At 51.2% G+C, this 15,295-nt stretch carries 19 protein-coding genes; 15 read left to right on the top strand and 4 right to left on the bottom strand.

Features of this window, described 5'->3' with window-relative positions:
- Positions 1-109 precede the first annotated feature (109 nt).
- From ACO0LL_RS00920 to ACO0LL_RS00885, 8 genes are all read left to right on the top strand, one after another.
- Entirely contained in the window at positions 110-931 is an 822-nt protein-coding gene (locus ACO0LL_RS00920) for a biotin--[acetyl-CoA-carboxylase] ligase (protein WP_422949016.1), read from the top strand.
- Positions 932-989: 58 nt separating this feature from the next.
- On the top strand, positions 990-1,781 hold the full coding sequence (locus ACO0LL_RS00915) for a type III pantothenate kinase (protein ID WP_422949015.1): 792 nt from the start codon (positions 990-992) through the stop codon (positions 1,779-1,781).
- 18 nt (positions 1,782-1,799) lie between these two features.
- Positions 1,800-2,480 carry an SPOR domain-containing protein gene (locus ACO0LL_RS00910; RefSeq protein ID WP_422949014.1) on the top strand — a complete coding sequence of 227 codons (681 nt, stop codon included), beginning with the start codon at positions 1,800-1,802 and terminating at the stop codon, positions 2,478-2,480.
- A 3-nt stretch (positions 2,481-2,483) separates the two neighbouring features.
- Positions 2,484-2,744, top strand: coding sequence for a hypothetical protein (locus ACO0LL_RS00905; RefSeq protein ID WP_422949013.1), 261 nt, complete (start codon positions 2,484-2,486; stop codon positions 2,742-2,744).
- A gap of 40 nt (positions 2,745-2,784) precedes the next feature.
- Entirely contained in the window at positions 2,785-3,075 is a 291-nt protein-coding gene (locus tag ACO0LL_RS00900; protein ID WP_422949012.1) for a hypothetical protein, read from the top strand.
- 142 nt (positions 3,076-3,217) lie between these two features.
- The gene (locus tag ACO0LL_RS00895; protein ID WP_422949011.1) at positions 3,218-3,982 is read left to right on the top strand and encodes an IclR family transcriptional regulator; all 765 of its coding nucleotides are present in this window, start codon (positions 3,218-3,220) and stop codon (positions 3,980-3,982) included.
- Between the two features lie 14 nt (positions 3,983-3,996).
- Positions 3,997-4,812, top strand: coding sequence for an N-formylglutamate deformylase (gene hutG / locus ACO0LL_RS00890; RefSeq protein WP_422949010.1), 816 nt, complete (start codon positions 3,997-3,999; stop codon positions 4,810-4,812).
- Positions 4,809-6,170, top strand: a complete 1,362-nt coding sequence (locus ACO0LL_RS00885; RefSeq protein WP_422949009.1) for a formimidoylglutamate deiminase — start codon at positions 4,809-4,811, stop codon at positions 6,168-6,170. Before hutG ends, ACO0LL_RS00885 begins: the two co-directional genes overlap by 4 nt.
- Positions 6,171-6,246: 76 nt before the next feature.
- On the opposite strand, the gene ACO0LL_RS00880 is transcribed toward ACO0LL_RS00885, so the two are convergent.
- Positions 6,247-6,705 (bottom strand): DUF805 domain-containing protein, encoded by a 459-nt coding sequence (locus tag ACO0LL_RS00880; protein WP_422949008.1) that lies wholly within the window; start codon positions 6,703-6,705, stop codon positions 6,247-6,249.
- Between the two features lie 67 nt (positions 6,706-6,772).
- The gene (locus tag ACO0LL_RS00875; protein WP_422949007.1) at positions 6,773-7,828 is read right to left on the bottom strand and encodes a 3-deoxy-7-phosphoheptulonate synthase; all 1,056 of its coding nucleotides are present in this window, start codon (positions 7,826-7,828) and stop codon (positions 6,773-6,775) included.
- A 221-nt stretch (positions 7,829-8,049) separates the two neighbouring features.
- Here ACO0LL_RS00875 and ACO0LL_RS00870 point away from each other — a divergent pair, with 221 nt between their 5' ends.
- The 3 genes from ACO0LL_RS00870 (at position 8,050) to ACO0LL_RS00860 (ending at position 10,502) form a co-directional block, all read left to right on the top strand.
- Positions 8,050-8,802 (top strand): phytanoyl-CoA dioxygenase family protein, encoded by a 753-nt coding sequence (locus ACO0LL_RS00870; RefSeq protein ID WP_422949006.1) that lies wholly within the window; start codon positions 8,050-8,052, stop codon positions 8,800-8,802.
- A gap of 67 nt (positions 8,803-8,869) precedes the next feature.
- Positions 8,870-9,412, top strand: a complete 543-nt coding sequence (locus tag ACO0LL_RS00865) for a TlpA family protein disulfide reductase (RefSeq protein WP_422949005.1) — start codon at positions 8,870-8,872, stop codon at positions 9,410-9,412.
- Between the two features lie 319 nt (positions 9,413-9,731).
- A complete protein-coding gene (locus ACO0LL_RS00860) occupies positions 9,732-10,502 on the top strand; it encodes a substrate-binding periplasmic protein (RefSeq protein ID WP_422949004.1) in 771 nt (256 codons plus the stop codon).
- Positions 10,503-10,506: 4 nt separating this feature from the next.
- On the opposite strand, the gene lysA is transcribed toward ACO0LL_RS00860, so the two are convergent.
- Complete coding sequence (lysA, locus tag ACO0LL_RS00855) at positions 10,507-11,754, bottom strand: diaminopimelate decarboxylase (RefSeq protein ID WP_422949003.1); 1,248 nt, start codon at positions 11,752-11,754, stop codon at positions 10,507-10,509.
- Positions 11,755-11,899: 145 nt separating this feature from the next.
- On the opposite strand from lysA, the gene ACO0LL_RS00850 reads away from it, so the two are divergent.
- From ACO0LL_RS00850 to ACO0LL_RS00840, 3 genes are all read left to right on the top strand, one after another.
- Positions 11,900-12,358 (top strand): Lrp/AsnC family transcriptional regulator, encoded by a 459-nt coding sequence (locus tag ACO0LL_RS00850; RefSeq protein WP_422949002.1) that lies wholly within the window; start codon positions 11,900-11,902, stop codon positions 12,356-12,358.
- Between the two features lie 10 nt (positions 12,359-12,368).
- On the top strand, positions 12,369-13,151 hold the full coding sequence (locus tag ACO0LL_RS00845; RefSeq protein ID WP_422949001.1) for a transporter: 783 nt from the start codon (positions 12,369-12,371) through the stop codon (positions 13,149-13,151).
- Positions 13,152-13,267: 116 nt separating this feature from the next.
- The gene (locus tag ACO0LL_RS00840) at positions 13,268-13,789 is read left to right on the top strand and encodes a TlpA family protein disulfide reductase (RefSeq protein ID WP_422949000.1); all 522 of its coding nucleotides are present in this window, start codon (positions 13,268-13,270) and stop codon (positions 13,787-13,789) included.
- A gap of 48 nt (positions 13,790-13,837) precedes the next feature.
- On the opposite strand, the gene ACO0LL_RS00835 is transcribed toward ACO0LL_RS00840, so the two are convergent.
- A complete protein-coding gene (locus ACO0LL_RS00835) occupies positions 13,838-14,368 on the bottom strand; it encodes an NADPH-dependent FMN reductase (protein WP_422948999.1) in 531 nt (176 codons plus the stop codon).
- 179 nt (positions 14,369-14,547) lie between these two features.
- On the opposite strand from ACO0LL_RS00835, the gene ACO0LL_RS00830 reads away from it, so the two are divergent.
- Positions 14,548-15,279: a flagellar brake protein gene (locus ACO0LL_RS00830; protein WP_422948998.1), complete on the top strand. Its 732-nt coding sequence runs from the start codon at positions 14,548-14,550 to the stop codon at positions 15,277-15,279.
- The last annotated feature ends 16 nt before the right edge of the window (positions 15,280-15,295 follow it).

Below are 15,295 nucleotides of genomic sequence, written 5' to 3'. Positions count from 1 at the left end.
CAAGATGTTGATGTAGTAAAGAACGGCACCTGTATAAGGTGCCGTTTTTTTTTGGCCTGAACATTTGCTCAGGCAGCAGTACAATACGGCTGCTAACCATAGACAGATTATGCAAGAGAATAAAAACCTGGAACTCAATGCTGCTGCCATAGAAAAACTCTGTGATGGCGCAGCCCGCGAAGTTGATATTGAAGTCGTCGCAGAAACCGGCTCCACCAATGCCGACCTGATGGCGCGCCTGTCTGCAGGTACAGGCACAGGCACATCGCCACCGGCGCGCCCGGTGCTGCGGGTGGCCGTGCATCAGACAGCAGGGCGTGGCAGGGCAGGTCGCCCATGGCTGACTGTGCCCGGTGGTATGCTGACTTTTTCGCTGGCCTGGCATTTGCCGCAAGCGCCACACAACCTGCTGGGCTTGCCGCTGGCGATAGGCGTTGCCCTGGCTGAGTGCCTGAATGCCCTGAATCAGAATGTGCAATTGAAGTGGCCGAATGACATTTTGCGCGATGGTAAAAAGCTCGCAGGTATCTTGCTGGAATCTGCTGCCGCCAGTGAAGGCGGCACCTGGATAGTCGCTGGCATAGGCCTGAACCTGCAAGTGTCGGATGAGCTGGAAGCACAAGTAGGCCGCGCCCTGGCAGATGCACCCTGGCTCGCGCAGATGGATAGAAACCTGTTGCTGGCGCAATTGTTGAACGCACTTGCCGCAGCATTGCAGCAATTTGGTAAGCAAGGTTTTTCAGTCTTTTTGCCACGCTGGAATGCCTTGCATGCCTACGCCGGTCAAACCGTGCATATACTCGACCACGGCCAGGTTTTACATACCGGCAAAGCGCTAGGTGTCGATCTGCATGGCTGCCTGGTATTACAGACTGAGCAGGGTCAGGTCAATGTGCTCGCAGGTGATGTGTCTTTGCGGCCAGTAGCATGAAAAAAGTAGCCAAAAAAGAGTAGCAAGAAAAGAGTAGCAAGAAAAGAGTGAAGCAGACATGAGTCAATTATTGATCGATGCAGGTAATACGCGCATCAAATGGGCGCTGGCAGATATCAAGACTGTGCCAGCGGGATCGGCATCAACACTGGCACCAGCGCCAGTGTGGCAGCAGATTGCCTCTGTCAGCCACGCTGAACTGGACACTTTGAAAACCAGCTGGCAAGGCATGCACTTTACACGCGCTCTGATTTCCAATGTCGCCGGTGCCAGCATCAAGGAAAAACTTACGGCATTACTGCAAGAAGTACAGCCAGACTTACACATAGATTGGTTTGCCTCGCAAGAAGATATCGCCGGCCTGCATAATGGCTACCGCAATCCGGCGCAACTGGGCTGTGACCGTCTCGCCTCCATGATAGGTGCGCATTATCTGTTCCCGCAACAAAGCCTGATTGTCGCTACTTGTGGAACTGCCACCACAGTCGATGCTGTTACTGCAGATGGCGTATTCAAGGGTGGCATGATCTTGCCTGGCCTTAAACTCATGGCAGAGTCGCTGGCACGCAATACCGCACAATTGCCGCAGGTGGCAGAATCAACCGAGATCGCCAAAGTCTTTGCCGATAATACCGACCAGGCCATCGTCAGTGGCTGCATCAGTGCCCAGGTTGGTGCGATAGTACGTGCCTTCAATACCCTGGAGCAGCAGGAGAAAAAGACTGTCAATTGCGTGATTTCTGGTGGTGCTGCCCCGTATTTATTGAGTCATTTGGGCATTCCTTATCAATATGTAGATAATCTGGTCTTGACGGGGCTGTTTGTCGTGGCACAATCAAGCCCGGACTGATAACACTGACACTTAACCATGCTGAGATTCTTTTTCTGGAGCCTGCTCGTACTGAATGCCTTCCTGCTGGCATTTAATCTCGGCTATCTGGGACACTGGTCCCTCGATACCCATGAGCCCGAGCGCCTGAAAAAACAGCATCACGCCGACCAGTTAAAACTCCTGACTGCGGCCGAAGCAGTGTCGCCAAGTGAACCCGCAGCAGAAAAGAAACCCGAAGTCATCGCCTGCCTCGAAGTCGGTAACTTCCAGCAAAACGATATTCCCAAGTTTGAAGAAAAATTAAAATCCCTGGCAATGGGTGATCGCCAGTCCCGTATCAATGTCGTTGATGTTGCCACCCACATGGTCTTCATCCCTTCGCAAGGCAGCAAAGAAGGCGCAGACAAAAAAGCCGGTGAATTACGCCGCTTGGGCATCAATGACTTCTATATCGTGCAAGACCAGAGCAATCTGCGCTGGGGTATTTCGCTGGGCGTGTTCAAGACCGAAGAAGCAGCCAAACTGCATTTGAATAATCTCAGCAATAAAGGCGTGCGCTCTGCCCGCATAGGCCCGCGCACGGTCAGCACCAATAAATTTGCCTTTCAGTTCAGGGCCATGAGCGCGGAAGAAAAGAGCAAGTACGATGTCATCAAGGCTGAGTTCCCGGCGCAGGAAAATCGCAATTGCCAGGCAACGGCTTATAGCAGGAGTTAGGACATGAGCAGTTTTGAGACGCTGGCGATTTACTTCCTGTGCACAATGTGTGCGATAAACATCTACGTCAGTTACTGTATCTTGAGTAGCGATTATTATGAGCCAGTGCAAAAGGCTTTCCAATTTTTCCTGATCTGGTTGTTACCTTTGTTGGGTAGTCTGTTTTGTTATTCGCTGGCGAAACCAGACGTAAGCCATAAAATCAGATTCAGGGGTGATGTTCCTGAATATACCGGAGTTGGTTTGCATGGCCTGGATCATTGAGGTTTTGTGCAACTGAGTCCTGACTACCGCTTCTGACATGATGGACGCACTCATAATTATCTCCATAATCATTGTGACTGTCTTGCTGGCAATGAATGTGTATGTGACTTACTTGCTGGCAAGGAGCGAGTTTTTCGAGCCTGCGCAAAAATATGCGCAATATGCCTTGATCTGGTTGCTCCCGGTTATCGGGGCTATTCTTTGCTATTTGTTTGTACAGCCAAGTTTGGGGCCTCCCAGCGGTCAATACGTCAATCGTGAAAATACCCCTGAGGGTGATTTCATGGATTTTTCCCGGTCAAACAAAGATTATTTCAGTGGCCACGACTGATATTCGCCGTTGACCTGCACTCGCGTAACAGTCACTGGCTGAAAATATTTTCAATCAATTCTCATTTAGTGAGAATTGATTGTTGATGTTTCTCAGCGTGTTGCTAGAATGAGTCTGATATTGTTCTTTTCTCTAAGCCACAATGCCAGCATCCACTAAGGATAGTATTGCTCAAAGCGAACGCGTTTTACAGGTCCTGGCCTGCATCGCGCGTCATGGCGAGGCTTTGTCTGCACGTGAACTGGTAGAGCAAACCGGCTTGCCACTGAGCACCTTATACCGTCAGCTTGCACCTCTCAAGAAATGGGGTTTGGTGCAGGAACATGCACAAACCGGCTTATATGAACCTGGCCCACTGGCAGTGCAACTGGCGCGCGGTTTTGACCAGCACTCATGGCTCATGAGAGCAGCGCGCGATGAGCTTGCCGATCTGGTGCAAAAGTCGGGTGAGAGCGTAGGTTTGCTGGCCTATGTCAATGGACAAGTGGTTTGTCTGGATATGCAAGAAAGCCAGCAAGCCCTGCGCTGTTCTTTTGCCAAAGGTCGCGCCAGTTCCAGCGTGCGCGGTGCCTCTGCCAAGGCTTTGCTGGCACATCTGCCGCCAGCCTTGCAAGACGAATTACTGGCGCAGAATTTTCTGGAAAACGCACCAGTATCCGGCCAACTGCTACAAGACTTGCAAACCCAGTTGCAAGGCATACGTGAACAGAGATATGCCACCAGTGAAAATGAAGTTGATCTTGGCATCTGGGGCGTCAGCGCACCGGTATTTTCTGGCCGCGATAAACTTGAAGCCACCTTGTCCCTGATGGCACCGGCGCAGCGCATACAGCAACGCAAGCACGAACTCATCAACATGACTTTGGCAGCAGCCGACAGACTGAGCCGCAAACTACAATATTCATAAATCCCGGAGACACCATGACTGCTTTTCATTTTCAACAGGGCAGCCTGCCCCTACTGATTTCCATGCCTCACGTCGGCACCAGCATACCGGATGACATCGCCGCCCAGATGCTGCCAGTCTCGCAAGAAAAAACCGATACTGACTGGCATTTGCGCGAGCTCTACAATATGGCAGCAGAGCTCGGGGCATCCACCATCGCGGCGGAATATTCACGCTATGTGATAGACCTGAACCGTTCGTCCGACAATGCCAATTTGTACCCCGGGCAAGACACTACTGGCCTGTGCCCGGTGGATACCTTTGCCAAGCAACCGCTATATGCACCAGAGAATTTGCCAACAGAAGCCGAGGTGCAGCGCCGCATCGCCACTTACTGGTTACCTTATCACCAGCAATTGCAACAAGAGCTGGAACGCCTGTTAAGCCTGCATGGCAGCGTGGTTTTGTGGGATGCACACTCCATCGCATCTGAAGTGCCACGCTTTTTTGAAGGCAAGTTACCCGACCTAAACTTTGGTACTGCCGATCAAAAATCCTGTGATGCAGGCATGCAAACTGCCATTGCAAACAGCCTGCAAAACGCGAGTGATGCGCATACTTACACGCATATTTTCAATGGCCGTTTCAAAGGTGGTTTTATCACCCGTAATTATGGCCAGCCATCCCGTCATATCCATGCAGTACAACTGGAGATGAGCCAGTGCATTTACATGAATGAAGCCGCGCCCTACGAATACCGGCCTGACCTGGCAGTCAAGGTGCAACCTCTGCTGAAGCAGTTGCTGCAAGCTTGCCTGGACTGGAACAAAACACAAGGGAGTGCCGCATGAGCAGTTTGTTTGCCCATTACGCTTTACTGCCCCAAGGCTGGACCAGCAATGTACGTCTGCACTGGAATGAGGGCGGTGACCTGAGCCTCGTCGAACAGAATGCAGCTTTGCAGGCGCATGAAAACCAGGCGCAGTTTGTCTTGCCCGGCATGACCAATTTGCATTCGCACGCCTTCCAGCGCGCCATGGCTGGCATGACAGAAATGGCAGGCGAGGGCAAGGACAGTTTCTGGACCTGGCGTGACCTCATGTACCGCTATGCCCTGCATATCAAGCCTGAACAAATCCAGGCTATCGCCGCGCAACTGTATGCCGAATGCCTGCGCCACGGCTATACCGCAGTTTGTGAATTTCATTACCTGCATCGTGACCAGGATGGCAGTTTTTATTCGCGTCCAGCCGAGATGGCAGAACGCGTGATTGCAGCAGCAGAGCAGACTGGCATGGGCATCAGCATGTTGCCCGTGTTGTACAGCTATGCCGATTTTGGTGAACAGGCCTTGCGCCACGACCAGCGCCGTTTCTCCACCAATGTGGCAGAGATCATGCAATTGATAGAAGCATTGGAAGTCAAGCGCAGTGCCCAGGTTGAAGTTGGTGTAGCTCCGCATTCATTACGTGCTGCCAGCATCAGCCAGATACGTGAATTGGTAGCGGCACTGCCTGCCGCCCGTCCCATCCATATCCATATCGCTGAGCAACAAAAAGAAGTTGATGCCTGCATCGCTTACTCAGGCAAACGCCCGGTAGAGCTCTTGCTCGATAGTGGACTTGTGAATGATCGTTGGTGCCTGGTGCATGCCACGCATCTGAACAAGGTAGAAGTGCAGGGTATCGCCGCCAGTGGCGCGGTAGCTGGCATTTGCACCACGACGGAAGGCAATCTCGGTGACGGTTTTTTTGATTTGCCAGATTACATCGCCGCCAATGGTCGCTTTGGTGTAGGCAGTGACAGCCATGTATCGCAAAGTCCGGTAGAAGAATTGCGCTGGCTGGAATATGGCCAGCGCCTGCGCCTGCAGGGCCGCAATATTGCCAGCGTTACGGGCCAGCGCAAGGTTGGTGATTTCTTATATCAGGCAGCCCTGCAAGGTGGCGCTCAAGCCAGCGGGCGCAAGCTTGGACAACTAAGTGTTGGTTACCGTGCCGACATTGTAGTACTGGATGATGCGCATCCTAATCTCGCCGGTATAGCTAGCACGGATGTACTCAATACCTGGATCTTTGCAGGCAATGATAATCTGGTGCGCGATGTGTATGTGGGAGGTGAAAAAATAGTGGAAAACGGCCGCCATGTACTACAAACGGAAATCCGGACGGCCTACACCAGTTGCATGTATCAATTACGCCAATTATAAACATCAGCAGCGGCCTGCATGCGCAAAGGTGTGGAACATAGAGAACTGCATTGATCGTAATCAGTTCCTTTGGCTCTCAAATTGGCGATGAAAAAGTGTGGGCCAACAAATAACGTGTGCCGTAATAAATGATTAATGCGTAGTACAGGCTAGGTACAGCAACCCCAAATGCAGAAAGCGCGAGCAATGTTTTACCTGTTCCAGATTTTGGTGCCTGCTCACCGTAGTCATTCTCCCATCTTGGCCCGGAAAGAAAGCAGAGCAAAGGCAGGATAATCACGGTGATCAAGGGAAATGAAAAAATCTTGATTGACCAGGATGGAAAATTCAAATCACGCAGGCGACTGGCAGACATGGGGTAAAAAAGTGCAGCAAAAGCCATACCCATTGCTGTGATGCACCAGTTGAGCGTAACCAGATCGATGACACCTGTCAGTGCTAATTTTTTGCAAAGTAATATTGTGCTTGCTGACCAGACAATGACGCTGACTGACATGGTGAGCAGATAGGTACCTGCGCCGGTTCTTTGTTTCATGGATATGGCTATGTGCCCAACAGAGAAGGGTGCAATTTTCAAGCTCTTGCACCCTACAAAAAATTACTTACTCATTGCGTAATCTCGCCGCAGCTTCGCGCAACATCTTCTCCGTCGTTTCCCAGTCCACGCAGGCATCGGTTACTGAGCAACCGTATTTGAGTTGCGATAAATCGGCGGGGATAGGCTGGTTACCCGCAACGATATTGGATTCGATCATGACGCCAACGATGTCCTTGTTGCCGTTGGCAATCTGGTTGATGACGTCGGCCATGACCAAGGGTTGCAATTCCGGTTTTTTATAGCTGTTGGCGTGTGAACAATCGACCACGATATTCGGTGGCAGCTTGGCCTTGACCAGGGCTTGCTGGGCCATGGCGACAGAGACGGTATCGTAGTTCGGGCGGTCACCACCACCGCGCAAGACCACGTGACCATATTGATTGCCGCTGGTGCGTACGATGGAGACGCGACCCTGGCCATTCAAGCCGAGGAAAGAGTGTGGGTGTGAAGCAGACAAAATCGCATTAATGGCGATGCTGATATCGCCATCCGTACCATTCTTGAAACCCACAGGTGTAGAAAGGCCGGACGACATTTCGCGATGGGTCTGGGATTCTGTGGTACGTGCACCAATCGCCGTCCAGGCAATCAGATCACCCAGGTATTGCGGTGAAATCGGGTCCAGCGCTTCGGTACCAGTTGGCAGGCCGAGTTCACAGACATCCAGCAAGAACTGACGGGCTTTTTCCATGCCCTCATCAACGCGGAAAGAATCATCCATATACGGGTCATTGATATAACCCTTCCAGCCTGTGGTCGTACGTGGTTTTTCAAAATACACGCGCATGACCAGCAACATCACATCCTTGACTTCTTCCTGCAGGGCTTTCAGGCGACGGGCATAATCCAGGCCGGCAACCGGATCATGGATGGAGCAGGGGCCAACGACGACGAACAGGCGTTTGTCTTTGCGCTCCAGTATGCTGCGCAGGCTTTCACGGCTTTGCTCGACGACATCGCCCGCCAGATCGCTCAAAGGCAGGCGCGCATGCAATTCTTCAGGGGTGGGCATGTTCTCGAAAGAACTGACGTTGATGTTTTCCAGTATGGTGTGTGTCATGTTGAGTAAGATGCTTTTGCGTTAGTTTATTGCGTTAAATTTGGCCTACATTATCACCTATTACGGGATTTTAATTGTGATGCCCTGATCACAATACCGCTTAAATTGCCTCTATCTGTTCTGATCAGTTGAATAGAATTCCCCTAAAATCAAGAGTGAGCCATTTGTCGTGTCATCAATGATGCACGATATTGGTATTTTGCTTATTAAAGATAATGACCATGTTAAGTACTGCGCAACAAGAAGAATTTGCCAGCCAGGGTTTTCTGGTATTGCGGCAACAGGCCAGCGCCGCCTATTGCGAAGAAGTGATCGCCTATTGCGAACAGCAACTGGCAGGGCAGATACAACCGATAGAATACGAGGCCGATACCCGCTACCCTGGCGCACCTGCTTCACGCGATGCTGAAGGCGGGCTGACAGCCCGGCGCTTATTGCAGGCGTATGCGCGCGAATCGCGCCTGGCGCAATGGGCAACCGGGCCAGCATTGGCAACGCCTTTATTGCAATTACTGGGTGATGGAGCCTTGCTGTCGCAGTCACATCACAATTGCATCATGACCAAGCAACCGCAGTATTCCACCGCGACAGGCTGGCACAGGGATAGCCGTTACTGGAACTTCCAGCGTGCAGACCTCATATCGTCGTGGCTGGCATTACGCAATGAAACCCTGGAAAATGGCTGCCTGCTGGTGATACCCGGTTCCCACAAAACCGATATTAATGTTGCTCAACTCGACGAAGCCCAGTTCTTGCGTACTGACCTCGAACAAAACCAGGCTTTGCTGGCGCAAGCACGGCCTGTGCCTTTGCAGCAGGGCGATGTCTTGTTATTCCATAGCAACCTCTTTCATGCTGCGGGCAAAAACCAGACTACGGCAACCAAGTTTTCCATGGTATTTACCTACAGGTCTGCAGATAACCCACCGCGACCAGGCACGCGTTCGGCGACTTATCCTGAAATTGCCTTATAAGCGCAGACGGCAATCTCAATCTGCACTATGCTGTAAGTTATCGTCCAGACAGAAGTGGAGTATCACCATGCTCAGTATGTCAAAGTTGTTGGCTGTAACTGTGATTGTTGCGTCCAGCCTCAGTGCCCACTTTGCCCAGGCGGCCAGTAAGGAAGTGTTTCCTGCCCAGCCAGCGCTGGCTGGCACCATGCTGAACGGCAAGCCATACAAGATGGATACGAGCAAAGGCGATATCATACTGGTGACCTTCTGGGCGACCTGGTGCCCAACCTGCCAGGCCGAGATGCCAACGTTTCGCAAGTTTTATGAAGCCAATAAAAAGTCAGGCTTTGAACTGGTCACCGTCAGCATTGATGATGCGATGACAGATATTGATGACTATGCTAAACAGGCAAAATGGCTGAGCAAGGACAATCAAGGTTTTCCCTCACTCTGGCGCAATGCCGCTGATTATCAAGACAATTTTGGTAAGGTGTTTGCAACACCCACGGTTTTTTTGATAGGCCGTGATGGCAAGGTCCTCGAATCTTTCAAGGGTGGCATCAAGCCTGCACAATGGGCGCATATCAAGGCTATTATTCAAAAACATGCCAGCTCTAGCAAGAGTTGAGAGAGCTGCGACTGACGCTGCATAAGCATAAACATACGCATAAACATATGCATAAAATAAGCATCTGCACTGCAGGCTTTTATTATTGTAATAATTTGTTGTCAAACTTGCTGCGTTGCCATATTGACGTTACTATCTGATAAGTTTCCAGAAATGGAAACAAATTAATTGTATCGCTCGTCTGTTTTACTCTCCCAAACAATTTCTGATCCAGACCCATCGCTGAGCATTGGGCATTGGGCATTGGTATTGTCTGCTGTTTTTTGAGGGTTTTGTCTGAAAGGTCTTGGTAAGTCAAATGCGCTTGTGCAATCCAGTTATGGCTATGCGGCTCACTACGCGGCTGACTTTGTTTGCGCTGGCATTTGGCGTCAGCCTGCATGCAGCATGCGCCAAAGAGGTGGTGATACTGACAGCCGACCCCATAGATCAACGCGGCCAGCCTTTCCCCTTAAAACTCGCAGATAAATTATTTGAGTTTATTGAACGGGAAGGCGGCTTGCAGATACAACAGCAGCGCAGCCCCTGGCCACGCGCACTGCAGGCCGCAGAAAATGGTGAGGGCGTTATATACGGCGTCAGCAAGACCAAAGAGCGCGAAAAAATCTTCCACTTCTCCCTGCCCATACAATCAAAATATATGTTCCTGGTGACCAGGAGCGATGCCCAGTTCCGTTTCAACACCATGGCTGACCTCAAGGGCAAGACCATAGGCATACCACGTGGCTTTAGCTATGGTGACCGTTTCGATGCGATGAAGGACAATCTGTTCAAGGTAGAAGTCGATAATTACGCGCCCTTGTCGCGTATCTATAAACTCTTGTTCCGGCGCATGGATGCTGGCCTGTTTGGCGCGGCGAATAAAGACCCGCGTTTTCTTGAAAACCGCTTGCAGGTTTTGCGCGATGAGAACGAAGGCAGCAGTTCACCATTTGCTGACGTGCGCCTGACCGTCTTGCCCAAACCGCTGTTGATAGACACTATCCATTTTGCGGTAAGGGCAGACAAGGATGACGGCATCATCGATAAACTCAATGTCGCCATCCTCAAGGCAAGAAAAGCAGGGCTACTCGAAGACCTGCGTCAATAAATGCTTAGATATTTTCCAGCGCAATCAATTCCTGCACAGTCTGGCGACGGCGGATTTGTTTGATCTGCTCACCATCGACCAATATCTCCGGTATCAGCGGGCGGGAATTATAGTTAGATGACATGCTGGCACCATAAGCACCGGCATCATGGAAGACGAACAAGTCACCAATGTCGCAAGCTGGCAAATCCTGTTTCGTGACCACACCACCATCTTCTTGCGTGAACACATCACCAGACTCACATAAAGGCCCGGCCACGACGGTAGGCCGTAAGGCTGTAGTGCGCGCTGTGCCATCTGCAGCATGACAAGTAATGCGGTGGAAACTGCCATACATGGAAGGGCGCACCAGGTCATTGAAGCCAGCATCAACCAGCGCAAAGAAATTACTGCCCACCTGTTTTTGCGCACGCAGTTCAGAAATCAAAATACCGGATTGCGCCACCAGGAAGCGGCCAGGTTCTATCTCCATGCTGATCTTGTGGCCCAGCAGGGTTTCGATTTCTTTCCTGGCCTTATCCCAGATTTCAAAATAGTGCGCAGTATCGACCGCAGGTTCGTCGCCACGGTAAGGAATGGACAAGCCACCACCGATGGAAATCGCCTGCAAGTCACGCTTGCAGATTTTTACCTGTTCTATCATCGCATCGCACACGCTTTGCAAATGATCATAATCAACGCCAGAACCTATATGCATGTGCAGGCCTACCAGCGTCAAACCATATTGATCAATGATGGCGAGTGCGTTTTGCAATTCTTCAAACCAGATACCATGCTTGCTTTGCTCGCCACCGGTATTGGTTTTGCGGCTGTGGCCATGACCAAAGCCAGGGTTGATGCGTAACCATACGGCATGGCCAGGATGGGCCTGCCCCAGTTGTTCCAGCATCTGCGGTGAGCCGCAATTGACAGGGATATTCAATTCCACCACACGCTTCAGGGTCGCACGGTCCAGCAAATCCGCCGTGAACACGATAGGTGCGTGGCCGCCATGTTCCGCCTGGCTGGAATAGCCGGCGGCCAGTGCACGTTCCACTTCACCGAGTGATACAGAATCCACCATCACGCCTTCTTCACGCATCAGGCGCAGCAGATGGATATTGCTGGAGGCCTTCTGGGCAAAGCGGATCACGTCAAATTGACGCAAGCGGGCAATTTGCGCTCTTATAATGGAAGCGTCATAGGCCCAGCAAGGTGTGTCGAATTCCTTGGCAATATGGGCAAGCTGGCTGGCTGTAATAGTCGTTGTCATGGCAATTTTTCCGGGGCATCCCGAGGTTTGGTGTAAGCTGTACAGTAACTCTACTTTAACAAGTGCAATCCGTGGTTTGAATGGGATTCCATAGGGATTTATTCATCCAGCCAAGGCTTTGATCGGAAATTGACGCAAAATGCTTATGAATCATAAACTCGACCAGTTTGATCAAAAAATCCTGCAATTGTTGCAACAGGATGCGCGCATGTCGCATGCTGAGGTTGGCCGCCAGGTGCATCTGAGCCAGCCTGCAGTATCAGAACGCATCAAGCGCCTTGAAGCTGCCCAGGTCATACGTGCCTATCGTGCTGATATTAATCCCAAGGCGCTGGGTTATCAAATCACCGCCATGATCAGGCTATCGACGCAACAGGGGCGACCTTATGCCCAGTATGTCGCCAACTGCCCGGAAATTATCGATTGCTATACCGTGACAGGAGAAGATGGTGCCGTCATGCGTGTGCTGGCGACCGATGTAGAACATTTACAGCGTATCATTAATGAATTGAATGCTTTTGGCTCGACCTCGACGGCAATCGTGCTGACTACCCATGTGGCAGGTAAAGCCATCAGTGCACCTGCTGTGCTGATCACAGAATGAAAGGAAAAACATGTCCAGAATATCCCGCCTGAGCTTTGCTACACTTACCTGCCTCACATGCCTGGCCAGCCAGTTTGCGTATGCTGCCGATGAAGAGGTTGATGCCATCACGCCATACCGCCCCTCGGTATCGAATTCTGCGCAACTGCCTGTCGCTGGGCAACTGGAACTGGAAATGGGCATCAACACCATCAAGACCGGCCCAGCCCAGCGCCAGAGCCTGCCTTATCTGTTCAAGCTGGCTTTTTCCAAGGAATGGGGAGTCTTGCTCGGTGGTGAGGCGCATATCATCATTGATGATGGTGCCGGCCAGCGTGACCGTGGATTTGGCGACACTTCACTTACCATCAAGCGGGCGTTTGTCATCAGTGACGATACTGCTTTTGGCCTGGAGTTCGGTAATAAATTCCCCACGGCCAAAGATGCATTGGGATCAGGCAAGTCAGACTGGACTTTGAATGGCATCGTCAGCCAGGATCTGGGCAAAGTACACGCTGACTTGAATCTGAACATGACACACCTTGGTTTTGCTGAGGATGCAACTTCACACTGGCAAAGTGGCTTGTCAGCGTCATTTTCGACCGAAATCAATGAAAAAATGGGCCTGACTGCAGAATGGGCCGGCTGGCACCGCTCTGGCACCAAAAACCAGGGGCAGGCGCTGATCGCCCTGACCTATAGCCCCAACAAGCGGCTTACCTTTGATGCGGGCATGACCAAGGGCTTGACCAGCAATTCCCAGGACCGCTCCTGGTTTGCCGGTGTCGTGGTGCCGGTAGCCAAACTTTGGTAAAGCCGCTGTAGTGTAGAAGCAGCTGTAGCTGTGATAGCGCAAAACCTGTTTATGACTTAGGCCGTATAATGCGTTCTTGTAGTATTTCTTGCTTTGTTTCTTGCTTTGGGAAAACCATGCTGGCGCCTTCTTCACCGCGTAAATTTGCCATTTTTTCAGTCATTGCCGCAACGGCGCTGATTGCCCTGGCGGTCGCTTTTTTTGCGACTTACAAGGCGAAAACACCTATGCCAGATGTCAGTTTCACCAATCTCAAAGGTGAAAAGATATCTACCCAAAGCCTGCGCGGCAAAGTCGTCATGGTGAACTTCTGGGCTACCTCTTGCGCGACTTGCGTGGCAGAGATGCCCAAGATGATAGAGACTTACAATAAATACAATAAACAAGGCCTGGAGTTTGTCGCTGTTGCCATGAGTTATGATGCACCGAACTATGTGATCAACTATGCGGAAAGCCGCAAGCTGCCTTTCCATGTGTCTCTCGACCCACAAGGCAAGCTGGCGCAATCATTTGGCGATGTAAAACTGACACCGACTACCTACGTCATCGACAAGCAGGGCAATATCCTCAAACGCTATGTCGGAGAACCGTCCTTTAGCGAATTGCACAGCTTGCTGGAACAGGCACTGGCTGTCTGATCATCTGACTATCTGATCGTCTCATTACCAGTTTGCCTGATGTCCTGTTCAGCCTTGCAGTGTTTGCCATTCCACCCTGGCCGCTGCGAGCGCAGCTTTTAGCATTTCTGCAATTTCAGGATGGCTGAGCATGCCATCCTCGTCCAACCTGGCACCAATGACCGGCACTTGGACCGACGCTGTTTCCAGTATCTTCGCCGACATCACACTCAATACTTCACGCAAAGCCGCATCTGCATGCCTGGCCCTGGGCGAGGCATTCAAGACCACCACCGGTTTATAAACAAATACGTCGCTGCTGACTGTCCAGTCCAGGGCATTCTTGATGACACCCGTCATGCCATGGGCGTATTCCGGGCTGGCAATCAGTACGATATCAGCGGCTGCTACCTGCTCTTTCAAACTCAGCACGCTGGCTGGTGGAGTTAAATCCAGATCGGGGTTGAACAGGGGCAATGTTGCCATGCCTTCATAGACCTGGATGCTGATATCCGGCGGTGCCAGGCGGCTCAGGGCACGTATCAGCATGGCATTGAGCGATGCAGCACGCAGGCTGCCACAGATGGCGAGTATGTTCATTGATTAATGATTATGAATATTGATAGTATTACAGTCATTATGCGGCAAGAGCAGGTGAGGCGTGCCGACCCCTAAAAAAGCAACTGAAGTGTCAAATCATGATGGAAAAGATATTATTTGATTGACCAGTCGTAATAAGCAGTCTATTTTTCAAGAAAAATAAATAAAAAGGTAAATGGATGTCAGCATCGTTTAGCAATGACGAAATCGAGGATAAATTTTTCCTGTTGGGGCAGAGAGAAATTCTGGGCATTTTGAATGATCTTTCGCACAGGCGTGAGCCTGTCACGGTCTATTTTAATGAGGGCCGTGAATTCATCGTCACCCTGATACTCTCAGCCAGGGACGATGGCCTGGTCTTTGATATAGGTGGAGATGCGCGCGCCAATAAACTGCTGGAAAAAGCCAGTTCCTGCGTTTTTCTGGCCAGGCCAGACGGCATACGCGTACAGTTTACTGGCTTGAACCCGCAGATTTTCACCTGGGGCGACCAGGATGCCTTTTGGGTGCCGATACCTTCACGTGTCGTGCGCATGCAACGTCGCGAATACTATCGCAATGAATTGCCCATCGTCGATCCGCTCAAGGTCAGGCTGTATGATGAAAAAGGCGAGACCCTGGCATATTGGCCCATCTTTGATTTGTGCGTGGGCGGCTTGAGCGTACAAGTGTCTGGCCCGCCAGAAGTCAAGGTGCAGGACCGCATTGCCAAACTGCATATCGTGCTGGGCATACGCAATGTTGTGCGCTGCGAAGGCATAGTGCGTCACGTCACCCAGATAGAAAAAAGCAGGCAGGGCAAGTACCGCATAGGGATCAGTTTCCAGAACCTGCCGCATGACATGGATGTGTCGATACAGCGCCATATCAACCAACTTGAATACGAGAGGCGCAAGCTGCTTCCCAAGTAGGACAGTGAACTCTGTT

Origin of the sequence: Undibacterium sp. TC4M20W, from assembly GCF_049340245.1 — a bacterium.
Taxonomy (GTDB): Bacteria; Pseudomonadota; Gammaproteobacteria; order Burkholderiales; family Burkholderiaceae_D; genus Undibacterium.
The sequence above is the reverse complement of the archived record's forward strand: the minus strand, read 5'-3'. Positions and strand labels throughout refer to the sequence as shown.

Coding starts and splice junctions, on each gene's coding strand:
- ACO0LL_RS00870 (WP_422949006.1), top strand. CDS start 8,050: ATGTTAAGTACTGCGCAACAAGAAGAATTTGCCAGCCAGGGTTTTCTG.
- ACO0LL_RS00880 (WP_422949008.1), bottom strand. CDS start 6,705: ATGAAACAAAGAACCGGCGCAGGTACCTATCTGCTCACCATGTCAGTC.
- ACO0LL_RS00850 (WP_422949002.1), top strand. CDS start 11,900: ATGAATCATAAACTCGACCAGTTTGATCAAAAAATCCTGCAATTGTTG.
- ACO0LL_RS00840 (WP_422949000.1), top strand. CDS start 13,268: ATGCTGGCGCCTTCTTCACCGCGTAAATTTGCCATTTTTTCAGTCATT.
- ACO0LL_RS00900 (WP_422949012.1), top strand. CDS start 2,785: ATGGACGCACTCATAATTATCTCCATAATCATTGTGACTGTCTTGCTG.
- ACO0LL_RS00845 (WP_422949001.1), top strand. CDS start 12,369: ATGTCCAGAATATCCCGCCTGAGCTTTGCTACACTTACCTGCCTCACA.
- lysA (WP_422949003.1), bottom strand. CDS start 11,754: ATGACAACGACTATTACAGCCAGCCAGCTTGCCCATATTGCCAAGGAA.
- ACO0LL_RS00915 (WP_422949015.1), top strand. CDS start 990: ATGAGTCAATTATTGATCGATGCAGGTAATACGCGCATCAAATGGGCG.
- ACO0LL_RS00920 (WP_422949016.1), top strand. CDS start 110: ATGCAAGAGAATAAAAACCTGGAACTCAATGCTGCTGCCATAGAAAAA.
- ACO0LL_RS00905 (WP_422949013.1), top strand. CDS start 2,484: ATGAGCAGTTTTGAGACGCTGGCGATTTACTTCCTGTGCACAATGTGT.
- ACO0LL_RS00865 (WP_422949005.1), top strand. CDS start 8,870: ATGCTCAGTATGTCAAAGTTGTTGGCTGTAACTGTGATTGTTGCGTCC.
- hutG (WP_422949010.1), top strand. CDS start 3,997: ATGACTGCTTTTCATTTTCAACAGGGCAGCCTGCCCCTACTGATTTCC.
- ACO0LL_RS00895 (WP_422949011.1), top strand. CDS start 3,218: ATGCCAGCATCCACTAAGGATAGTATTGCTCAAAGCGAACGCGTTTTA.
- ACO0LL_RS00860 (WP_422949004.1), top strand. CDS start 9,732: ATGGCTATGCGGCTCACTACGCGGCTGACTTTGTTTGCGCTGGCATTT.
- ACO0LL_RS00835 (WP_422948999.1), bottom strand. CDS start 14,368: ATGAACATACTCGCCATCTGTGGCAGCCTGCGTGCTGCATCGCTCAAT.
- ACO0LL_RS00910 (WP_422949014.1), top strand. CDS start 1,800: ATGCTGAGATTCTTTTTCTGGAGCCTGCTCGTACTGAATGCCTTCCTG.
- ACO0LL_RS00875 (WP_422949007.1), bottom strand. CDS start 7,828: ATGACACACACCATACTGGAAAACATCAACGTCAGTTCTTTCGAGAAC.
- ACO0LL_RS00885 (WP_422949009.1), top strand. CDS start 4,809: ATGAGCAGTTTGTTTGCCCATTACGCTTTACTGCCCCAAGGCTGGACC.
- ACO0LL_RS00830 (WP_422948998.1), top strand. CDS start 14,548: ATGTCAGCATCGTTTAGCAATGACGAAATCGAGGATAAATTTTTCCTG.